This is a genomic window from Spirosoma harenae (assembly GCF_054776975.1).
Window position 1 is genome coordinate 1 of sequence record NZ_BAAHBD010000018.1, and the last position, 10,834, is coordinate 10,834.

General features: G+C 40.3%; 6 protein-coding genes and 2 pseudogenes. 4 read left to right on the forward strand and 4 right to left on the reverse strand.

The genetic code is table 11. The features are described from left to right. The 3 genes and pseudogenes from ACYVE4_RS22000 to ACYVE4_RS22010 form a co-directional block, all read right to left on the reverse strand. A pseudogene (locus ACYVE4_RS22000) lies at nucleotides 1-818 on the reverse strand (TMF family protein); the annotation flags it as partial. Between the two features lie 549 nt (nucleotides 819-1,367). Next, nucleotides 1,368-1,910: a T9SS type A sorting domain-containing protein gene (locus ACYVE4_RS22005; RefSeq protein ID WP_461042403.1), complete on the reverse strand. Its 543-nt coding sequence runs from the start codon at nucleotides 1,908-1,910 to the stop codon at nucleotides 1,368-1,370. Nucleotides 1,911-1,916: 6 nt separating this feature from the next. Continuing rightward, a complete protein-coding gene (locus ACYVE4_RS22010) occupies nucleotides 1,917-3,302 on the reverse strand; it encodes an autotransporter outer membrane beta-barrel domain-containing protein (RefSeq protein WP_461042404.1) in 1,386 nt (461 codons plus the stop codon). Nucleotides 3,303-3,822: 520 nt separating this feature from the next. Here ACYVE4_RS22010 and ACYVE4_RS22015 point away from each other — a divergent pair. The 4 genes from ACYVE4_RS22015 to ACYVE4_RS22030 all read left to right on the forward strand — a co-directional run bounded on the left by ACYVE4_RS22015 (nucleotide 3,823) and on the right by ACYVE4_RS22030 (nucleotide 10,417). Beyond that, the gene (locus ACYVE4_RS22015) at nucleotides 3,823-4,962 is read left to right on the forward strand and encodes an acyltransferase family protein (protein WP_461042405.1); all 1,140 of its coding nucleotides are present in this window, start codon (nucleotides 3,823-3,825) and stop codon (nucleotides 4,960-4,962) included. A gap of 146 nt (nucleotides 4,963-5,108) precedes the next feature. Further along, nucleotides 5,109-6,923 (forward strand): hypothetical protein, encoded by a 1,815-nt coding sequence (locus ACYVE4_RS22020; protein WP_461042406.1) that lies wholly within the window; start codon nucleotides 5,109-5,111, stop codon nucleotides 6,921-6,923. A 403-nt stretch (nucleotides 6,924-7,326) separates the two neighbouring features. Further along, entirely contained in the window at nucleotides 7,327-8,877 is a 1,551-nt protein-coding gene (locus tag ACYVE4_RS22025; RefSeq protein WP_461042407.1) for a tail fiber domain-containing protein, read from the forward strand. A gap of 139 nt (nucleotides 8,878-9,016) precedes the next feature. Continuing rightward, nucleotides 9,017-10,417 (forward strand): TMF family protein, encoded by a 1,401-nt coding sequence (locus ACYVE4_RS22030; protein WP_461042408.1) that lies wholly within the window; start codon nucleotides 9,017-9,019, stop codon nucleotides 10,415-10,417. A gap of 6 nt (nucleotides 10,418-10,423) precedes the next feature. Here the strand turns inward: ACYVE4_RS22030 and ACYVE4_RS22035 are convergent. Continuing rightward, nucleotides 10,424-10,834: pseudogene (locus tag ACYVE4_RS22035) on the reverse strand (TMF family protein); the annotation flags it as partial.

A 10,834-nucleotide genomic window follows, 5' to 3' on the forward strand; every position in this document is an offset into this window, starting at 1 on the left:
TTGGCCCCACCGGTGTTGGTGGCACTTCCGGCGGAGTTACCCATGAACAGGTTGTAGGAAGCCGAGGAGTTATTGGCCCCTGCCTGTTGACCTAAAAACAGATTACCTATACCGGTCGTATTGTTTGTTCCGGCTGCTGCACCAATGAATACGTTAAATCCACCAGTCTGGTTATTCTTACCCGCTTGATAACCAATAAATGTATTAGAAGATCCTGTATTCGTCTGGCCAGCAGTAAATCCTATAATTGTATTGTTACTAGAGTTTCCTCCTCCCTGACCTGCCTGTGACCCTACATATGTATTCGCGGCTCCGCCTGTATTGTTCCCCCCGGCATCAGCTCCTACGAACGTGTTATTAGCTCCTGCCTGATTCCCAAAACCTGCTCCACTACCAAAAAACGAATTATAATTACCTGTTGAATTAAAGCCTGCATTGGCACCTGAAAATGTGTTATTGAAACCACTTATATTCGTATACCCTGCATTTAGCCCAAGAAAGGTATTACTGGTCCCTCCTGTGTTGTTAAAGCCAGATTGAAAGCCTACAAATGAGTTACCTTGACCGGCATCATTTTTAGCACCTGCAGATGCGCCTAAAAATGCATTTTGGGTGCCATTCATATTCGCAATACCTGATCCTCGGCCAATAAACAAGTTACTGGCACCGCTCATATTTTGATTCCCAGCTCCTACACCTACTAAAGTATTATCTGATCCAGGTGTTGCCGACGAAGGTGCAGTAGCAACGAAGTTAGTCTGAGCAAAGCTGAGCAGGGTCAGCGAGCAACAACTGAGGGTAAGTAAAATTTTCTTCATTTTAAATAGTATGTTAAGCTGTACTAGTGCACTGTCAATATTTATTCAAAAACTCCCGGAGAACCTGTATGCTAATATAATAGTATAGCCATTGAGTTTACCAAAATACTCTTCGACAACCTATTAATCGGATCAAAACCTATGCCGAACTCTATTATCAATATAGATTTTAAGGTATGCTAGTTTTTTCGGCTCATTTTATTTCTCGGTTTAATCCTGGCATTAAGATTGAGGTCCCAATCCGACGGCTGTATTCGTCCAATTGTTTCGTGCCAATCAAGACGTTATTAGAGTAAATTAAGTAAAAATTGGCAACAATAATTCGTATACACTATAGAAGTAATGTTGTCCAAAGATTAAATCAAACGCAAGATAGCCTTTCTCAATCCCTACTTTAGGTACTTAGTTCGAATTAGTTAGCCAACTATCATTAAGCAAAATTTAAAGCAAATTATTCAAATAAGCTAAGGATGGTTAGTCTACTAAAAGTTAAGACCAACCATCCTTATAATACACTTTATTCAAAGTAGACGCTGTCGCCTATTTTACTTACTTTCTCACTATCTGACTGGATAAATGCTGATTTCCAGCTTCCAATGTACAAATATATTGGCCGACAGGTACTTGATCAGCTCGCCACTCGACTTCGTAACGTCCCGCCTGTTGGAGTTGATTTTCAACTAGCTTACCAACTATTTTTCCTTCAGCATTACGGATAAATAAGTTCGTAACTGCTGTATTAGCTAGTTGATACACAATAGTTGTTCGTTCAACAAACGGGTTAGGATAGCTTTTTACTAACAAATGGTCAGCTTGTCCCTCTCCTAATTTAATCCCAACGTATTCAGTTCGGGCGGCAAATATGGACCCCGGTTTAGCTTCAAATCCTGGGGTCAATACAACCGATTTTCCAGCCCGATACTCAACCTGTTGACTAACAGAAACAATATTTCCAGCAATTAAGGATTCTGTTGCCTGTTCCAGCGATTGCGGATAATAGGTGGCTGCCAGCACACGGGTTGGCTCTTCTCTCTGCGCAAAGGCCAAAAGGCTGGTAAAGCAGCAGAAGACGAAAATTGATAATTTTCTCATAATTGCCTACTTTTTATTTTGAAGTTCACTCACAGCTTTCTTCAACTCCTGATTCTCTTTTTTGAGTTCAAGCATATACAGAGTCAACTCTTCAATCTTCTCTAATAGTTTGGCGTCCATTTTACCTACATCAATGCCTTGTTTGGCAACTTCTTCTGCCGAAGGCACGCCCGGTAAATGTTTGTTCTGACGAATAAACTTCTCAACTTCATTTAGACTACGAAGTTTATAATTGTCACTAAATACATAGTCAGCCCACTCTTGAGAATCCTTGATGGCAACTTTTACTCGTTCTGTTAAGATACCTCCTGCAACATACAGTTTATAACCAGATGGCAATTTATTAATGCCACCGCCAATCGTTACAGGATTATCGTTGGTAGATTGAATTGTCGATCCATTTAGTGTCCATGGCATCCCAACCGTTGTTCCTCCTACTTCTGGTGTTCCCGTACGGCTGAGAAGTCCACTTAAGCTCACACTGAGCCCTCTCAGTACCACATCACCATTTTCATCTACTGTCAGTACTTTTACGATTGGGTTTCCTAGAGTAATTGCCAGACTTAACAGACTTCCTGTGTTACTAGTTAGATTAGTAAAACGAAGGCCCGACGAATTGGCCGTTGCGGAAGTAATTTCCAGTCTGTTTTTGGGAGCCGTGTTGCCAATACCCACATTAACCCCATTACCTAGCACCATAGCATTAGAAGCTGTCACTTGGGCATTGTAGCCGATCGCCGTAGCATTAGTAACTGTTCCGGAACCAGCAGGAGTAGTAGCCGCAACACCGATAAATGTATTATTCGAGCCAGTAGACATATTGATACCTGCATAACGACCAATGGCTGTATTGCCTCCACCTGTAGTTGCATTCAAATAGGCACCATCACCAATCGCCGTATTACCTTCACCTGACGTATTACCACCACCCGAACTATTACCCATGAATAGGTTATAATTTCCAGTTGAATTATTAGCCCCTGTTTGCTGGCCTAAAAACAGATTACCAATACCCGTAGTATTTGATGTACCCGCTTCACTACCAACGAAAACATTAGCTCTACCAATAGTATTCTTGTTACCTGCTTTAAAACCGACAAATACGTTGTTGCCTAAAGTTGTATTTGAGTAACCTGCCTGATAGCCTATGAACGTGTTCTGTGAACCCGTTGAGTTCGTAAAGCCAGCCTGATAGCCAAAGAAGGCATTGTTTCCGCCACCAGCAGCCATACCTTGACCGGCATTAAGCCCAACAAGTGTGTTGAACGAGCCTGGCGTTGTCGAACTTGGGCTTGTTGATACATAATTACTTTGCGCTAAGGCTCCTGTTGATAGTAGAGCTAGCAAAGCGGGCAGCGTCTTTCGCTGCATTGTTGAGTAAAAGGTTACCATAATTTTAGTTGAGATAATAATTGATTAATAAAAAATGAATTATAGAAATCATTAGTTTCTTAATGAGTTCTATTGTTACAACAGGACAATTGTAAGCCATTTTTAGTTATATTTCTTCTATGAAAGTTATATTTTTTTCTCAAAACTTATTTAAAGGCAAAATATGTATATATAAATAGATCATATATTAATTAAAGATATAGGATTGATCAGAAAGCCCTCACCTTTAGGTATATAGCTTTATATTGCCATTGTTCAAGTCTATATAAGACTATTACAAAACCACCCACATTAGTACTACAATTGCAAAGTGCGGTCGGTCTGGATCAGTGAGCTCCTAAACCTATTATAGTGGGCTCTTTGTATCGTTGATGTCGTATCCAAGTGTTAGTAAATGAGATACCATCTTATAAGACGTTAGCAGTTGTTCGAAATATTATTACGAATTTTGGGCGTCCATATAATACTCTAACCGAAGTTATTCTATTACAATAACTTATACGATCAAGCTCATATTCTAATGAAGAAAAAACTTGACCTGATAGCGAAAAACCAACCACTAACAGAGAGAAGATCAAGTGAAAACAGGCTATATTATTTAGATGTATTGCGTGGTATTGCTTCTATAACTGTCGCCTGTTTTTTTCATTATGAGCATTTATCCGAAAAATTTCAATCTAATTCAATAGGCCATATACCACCTTTATATTCTTTTCCACTTTTTAAGTTGTTTTTTGATAAAGGTGACTTGATGGTAGATGTATTTTTTGTCTTATCTGGTATTGTTTTTACCTATACTTACTGGGAAACTATCCAAAGTCGAAAAATTAGCGCATTCGATTTTTTTATTAGACGTTTCTCAAGACTTTATCCAATTCATTTATTGACGCTATTAGTAACAACTTGTATTATATATCTATTTTTTCAGTCGTTTAAATCATATCCAATTTATCAAAACAATGATATTTTTCATTTTATTCTAAATCTTCTGTTCTTACAACATGGTTTTTTCGATAAAGGCTATTCCTTCAATGGGCCAGCCTGGTCATTATCCATAGAAGCATTAATGTACATTCTGTTTTTTATTCAGGCGAAGTATATTAAATTAATACCATCCTCGATTTTGTTGGTTTTTTTAGGAATAGTATTTTTTCTATCGCCCCATCATAGTAACTTTTTAGTGAATATCGATGTAGGTAGAGGTCTAATCGGTTTTTTTAGTGGTTGTTTATTATACGAAATGATTCTAAAACGCCCGTCCGATATTTATCTAACAATTATCTTACCTGTAGCAGGACTGTTATATATTATATACGCAATCTGGTTTAGCGAACGTATAAAAGTAGCCCATAATTTTCAGTTGGTCGGTATACTTATTGTTATTATTCCATATTTACACCATAGTGAGTTTATCCGGCGACATTCTAAAATTCGTTGGCTGGTTATATTGGGTGATATATCCTTATCTGTATATTTGATTCATGCGCCAATTCAGATGCTTATACTCTTCTATTTCCGCTTAACTGGCGCAACAATACACTATGATAATCCACTACTTTTTCTCTTTTATTGTTCGTGCGTAATCTCAGCAGGCTATCTATTGCATTATTATTTTGAAAAACCTGCTCAGAAACAAATACGTAAACTATTAGATGCGTGAGTAAAGGCTCAGTGTTTTCAGGACGCCTTTTACTAATTATGCTATTATAAAATAAACAGTTGTCGAATTAGGTAGTTTTCAATAAAGATTAGTTAACATGTGCATAGGAAGTGGAGAGATAAAAAAAGATTTAACGAATTTTATTGATGATTAATCAATTTATTTATAGCGCAGTTGCGCTTTGTATAATTGGCATCTTATTATGCCTGCCTCGATTTGAATATGCTGTTTATTCAGTTCCCCAACAGCAAGAATTAGGATCACCTATTATTCCTCCTATCAGTTCAAACTGGGTAGCAACTGATGGCGTTGGGCGCGCACTTCCTACGTATAATGTTACGGGTGCTTATAAAAAAAATAAGTATGTAGGTATATTTTATTTCCTATTACATGGGAAGTATAAAGAAAAAGCTATATACGATATCTCAGCACAGAAAAAAGCGAATCCTAATAGTCCTAAATATGGCCCAGATGGAAGCTGGCATTGGTGGGGAGAACCTGAAATAGGCTATTTTAAAGCCGACGATCCCTGGGTAATCCGTCGTAATTTGCAGTTACTAACCTTAGCAGGTATTGATATACTTTTTTTTGATGTCTCTAATACAGATATTTATTTGTCTACAGTTAATAAGCTTTGTGAAATATCAATAGAAATGCGCCATAAAGGTATTCCAACGCCTTACATTTGTTTTGTTACTTATGCACAAAGTGGTCAAACTGTTACTAACATATATCAACAAATTTATGCTCAGAATCGCTATTCTGAACTTTGGTTTCGGTGGCAGGGAAAACCGCTCATCTTAGGAAAGGTAGAAGAAATGACGGACCCCGGTATCCGTGATTTTTTCACTTGGCGATACAGTTGGGCCTGGACTAATGCTCGTAACGAACCTCGCCACTGGCAATGGCTTGATCGAACCCCACAAAATTATGGTTGGGACAATAATCCGTCGATACCAGAAGAAATTCCAGTAGCCGTTGCCAGCCATCCTTTCGATAACAACATAGGTAAAAGTTTTCGGCAAGGTAGGGCGGGGGTTCTCAATAAACTCGATATAACTTCTCAAACGACGCAAGGGCTCTATTTTGATGAACAATGGAAGCGGGCGTTACAGGTAAATCCGGCCGTAGTTTTTGTGACAGGCTGGAATGAGTGGCTGGGTCAACGATTTATTTTTAGACCTGATTCTGCTGGAAAAGCACGTCCGCCCAAGTTCATGGGGAAGCTGATGAAAGAAGGCCAAACATTCTTTGTTGATATATATAATGAAGAATACAATCGGGATATTGACCCCATGAAAGGTGGATATACAGATAATTACTATTATCAGTTAATTGCTAACATCCGTCGCTTTAAAGGTATGCCCGCTCCTGAAAAGGCGACTCCTGCTCGTACAATTAAAATTGATGGACAGTTCAGTGAATGGGCTGCTGTAAAACCAAACTTTAATGATCCGATTGGCGACGTTATGCATCGCAATTGGCCAGGAGCTGATGATAAAATTAAGTACATCAATAATACAGGTCGTAACGACATTACTGATTGTCGAGTGAGCTACGATAAAAAAAATGTGTATTTCTACGCAAAAACGGCTCAGAGCCTAACTGTTTCAACCGGCAAAAATTGGATGCTACTGTATATTGATACTGACCAATCAGCTAAGACTGGCTGGGCAGGCTATGATCTATTAATTAATAAGACAATAAAGGGTAGGCAATCAACTATTTGTCGATGGAATGGTAAAACGTGGATGCCTATAGCAACAGGTACATTCCAATATATGCGTAATGAGCTTGAGCTTAGTATGCCATTAACTATACTTCGCCAGGCTACAAATCAGATAAAATTTGATTTTCACTGGGCCGACAATATCCAGCAGGTAAACAACATCACTGAATTTTTTCTAAATGGCGATAGCGCCCCAGACCGGCGATTTAATTATCGTTACAGGAGTAACTAAACAACTTTAGCTTGGATTAGTAGCCACGCGTCAGCAGGCGTAATAGGGTAAAAATATGCCTTTATGAAAAACAACTTGATGTTGTATGAGTTTGCTTTACTTGAAAACATGTTTTAATCTAGAATTTACTAATGCGGTGGATTATTTATAGGCACCGAAAATAATTGACCTTTTGGCTTTTGGGCACTATTTCTTCTCTTTTGGAAACTATTTCTGACTCAATAAAACCATGAAAATACTATTTACAGGTATTCGTAAAATCAGCCTATTCGTTTCATTGACCTTAGTCGCCAGTAGTTTACAGGCCCAACTTCGAATAGGCCCATCCGCCGGAACGCCAGATGGATCTGCTTCATTTGACGTTAGGTCAGGCCCCTTTTCTTCAGGTAGTCCATATAGAGGTTTGCTTGCTCCGGTAGTGAACGGCACCCAACGTGGTCAAATTCAGAACCCAGCTACCGGACTGATTATTTTCAATAGTTCTACGAATCAGATTGAAGTAAATACAGGTACGCCTGGTTCGCCTGTCTGGACAGCAGGTGGAGCTGCTAGTTCTGGTGGTGCTGCCTGGAGCTTGAACGGTAATTCAGGCATTACAAGTGGTAACTTTCTTGGAACTACGAACAATGCTCCGCTCTATTTTAGAGTCAATAATCAAAATGCAGGACGAATAGATAATGCACTGAATAATGTGGCCTTTGGAAATTTAGCTTATAATAGTGGTTCAACAGGAACAGGCAATGTAGGTATAGGTACACTTGCCTTATCAAATACAAACTCCGGTAGTTATAATACAGCAGTAGGCCTGCAGGCTTTACAGAATAATACAACAGGGGTGGGTAATACAGCCATAGGGACTGTAGCCTTATTATCCAACAACGACGGGCAAAACAATACAGCTGCAGGCTACAGAGCTTTAACTACTAATACATCTGGCGGAGGGAATACAGCATTAGGATCGGTAGCTTTAGAAAATAACCTATCAGGAGCTAATAATACAGCTTTAGGTACTGTTGCGCTACAGGCAAATACAAGTGGGCCGAACAATACAGCCGTGGGGGCGGGTGCTTTACAGCGCAACAACACAGGTTATGAAAATTCAGCAATAGGGACTAACTCACAGGCAATGAATACAAGTGGACATTCCAATGTATCTGTTGGGACAGACGCCTTGTTTTATAATTCTGTGGGTAATGATAATGCAGCCTTTGGCGGTTCAGCCCTATTAAACAGCACAGGCAACGGGAATACAGCTACAGGGGTATTGTCATTGCGGCTTAACACAACTGGTAATTCAAATGCAGCAGTAGGCTATCAGGCTCTTCAATATAATACAACTGGTAGTTTTAACTCAGCAATAGGCTATAATGCGAGCCCTGCAAATGGTAGTGGTAATTTGACTAATACAACCGTTATTGGCGCTAATGCTGTTGTCGGTGCTAGTAATACGATTGTATTGGGCGATGCTAATATTACAGCGTTGCGCTGTAACGTTCAGGCGATTTCTTCACTTTCAGATAAACGTATTAAAAAAGATATTCAAGCTAATGTGCCGGGGCTACGTTTTATTACTAAGCTTACTCCTGTTACGTATCATGTTGATAAGGTCAAAGAGGCCAAACTGGTTGGTTATCCATTAAGCAATGTCAAGGAAGATAAAATCCTTCATAGTGGTTTTCTAGCACAGGATGTTGAAGCAGCCGCCAAAGAATCGGGTTATAACTTTGACGGTGTTCGTAAGGAAGAGGGTGGTAAATATTATACACTGGGGTATACGCTATTTGTCGTCCCGTTAGTACAGGCGGTAAAAGATCTTAATGCAGAGGTCGAACAATTAAAGGAGAAAGTGCAGGCAGGCGAAACTGCTTATAATCAGTTAGCTACTCAAGTTAAACAGATGCAGGAATTGCTTGGTATTAAATCGGAAGCAAAAACCTCATCAGCTAAAAAATAAATACACTACTTAGCTCTCTAGGTTCCGCTTACCATAAACTTATCAGTATTTAGGATACTATAGTTTTTGTTCACGGTATGTTGTCTGTCTTGTAAAAACAAGAAGTGAAGCCGGACTGAAACACTAAACAAAACTTAATATGAGACCCAATTTTTACCTCCTTCTTACCGTCGTTGCCTTATTTGCTATCAATAATCAAGGTAAAGGTCAGACGCTAGATACACCGACTGGAAGCCCTCTTACGATAGATGCTAATATTAATCTCCCCGTTGGCTACTCGTTGCAGTATGGTTCTCAGAATTACCTGAAAGGCCCTGCTGCAAACTCCAATAGTACCTTTTTAGGTCTTGGGGCCGGGAATAATGGAGCGGGAAATAGTAATACCTTTATGGGTTACCAGGCAGGGTTTAATAACACAGCTAGTTCTAATACTTTTCTGGGATATCAGGCGGGTTTTACTACGTCTACAGGACAGGCCAACGTCTTCGTAGGTAGCCAGGCAGGGAGAAATAATACAACAGGACAAGGCAATCTGTTTATGGGCCAACAGGCAGGAGCTAATAACATTGGCGGTAGCTATAACATGTTCTTGGGTAATAGTGCAGGTGGTAATAATACGTCAGGAGAAGGTAATACGGCCATCGGCGATGGGGCCTTTTTCAATGGTAGCTCTGGCACAAACAACACATCTGTTGGTCGCTATGCAGGCTATAATATGACAACGGGGACCAATAATACCTTTATCGGCGTAGGAGCTTCAGCACCCAACGGAAACGGTAATCTGACTAACTCAACTGCCATCGGTTACAATGCTTCGGTGACAGCTTCAAATGCTATGATTCTGGGTAATACAAGTGTTAATGTGGGCATTGGCAATACGGCTCCAAATAATAAACTGGAGATCACTAAAGGATCAGCTAACCAGTCGGGTCTGCGCTTCACCAACCTAACCAGTAGTTCGCCCGCTAGTGTGGGCAGTGTAACCAAGTTTCTCACCGTCAATTCGTCTGGAGATGTAGTGTTAGGACAAACAGCTGGCCTTCGTGTGGCAGCCGATGGGGCAGATGGGCTGTGGCAGAGTGATGGAGTGAATCTTCAAAACAGTAATGAGGGGGGAGTGGTTATCGGTAAAGGGGTGACCAAGACGCCAGCGGGTTACAAGCTATACGTAGCGGATGGGATTCTGACCGAGAAGGTGAAGGTGGCCGTCAAAACCGCGGACGACTGGTCGGACCGCGTGTTTGAGAACGGTTATCATCTACGGTCGTTGGGTGAAGTAGAGCAGTTCATCAACCGGGAGAAGCACTTACCAGGTGTGCCATCGGCTGCGGACGTGGTGAAAGAGGGCGTGGATGTGGGCAAGATGCAGGCCAAACTACTCGAGAAAGTAGAAGAACTCACACTGTATAATATTCAATTAGAGAAAGTTAACATTGAGCAATATAGAAAACTTCACGTTTTAGAACAGAGCCAGCAACAGCAGCAGACTAAAATTGATGAACTAGAGCAATTAGTAAAAAAATTACTGAAACAGAAGTAGAAAAATCTACTTCTGTTTCAATAGTTGCTTGAGCAGCCTTTCTAATTCGGCCTGTTTTTGTTTTATAACTTGTAATTCTTCCCTTTGCTGTTGAATAGTCTTATCCTGCTGAATGCTATAGAGAGTCAGTTCTTCGATTTTTGCTAATAATTTGGCATCCGTTAAATGCAGGTCATTTCCCTGCTTGACCATCTCTTTAGCGGAAGGAATACCTGATAAATGTTCATGCTGTTGGATGTATTGCTCTACTTCAGTCAGGGGTGTTAGGCGATATCCTGGTTTAAACACATAATCACTCCACTCATTAGTTGTCTTGACGGCCACCTTCACCTTCTCGGTCAGAATCCCATCCGCTACGTATAGCTTGTAACCCGCTGGCGTCTTGGTCACCCCTTTACCGATAACCACTCCCCCCTC

Coding starts and splice junctions, on each gene's coding strand:
- ACYVE4_RS22005 (WP_461042403.1), bottom strand. CDS start 1,910: ATGAGAAAATTATCAATTTTCGTCTTCTGCTGCTTTACCAGCCTTTTG.
- ACYVE4_RS22010 (WP_461042404.1), bottom strand. CDS start 3,302: ATGGTAACCTTTTACTCAACAATGCAGCGAAAGACGCTGCCCGCTTTG.
- ACYVE4_RS22015 (WP_461042405.1), top strand. CDS start 3,823: ATGAAGAAAAAACTTGACCTGATAGCGAAAAACCAACCACTAACAGAG.
- ACYVE4_RS22020 (WP_461042406.1), top strand. CDS start 5,109: ATGATTAATCAATTTATTTATAGCGCAGTTGCGCTTTGTATAATTGGC.
- ACYVE4_RS22030 (WP_461042408.1), top strand. CDS start 9,017: ATGAGACCCAATTTTTACCTCCTTCTTACCGTCGTTGCCTTATTTGCT.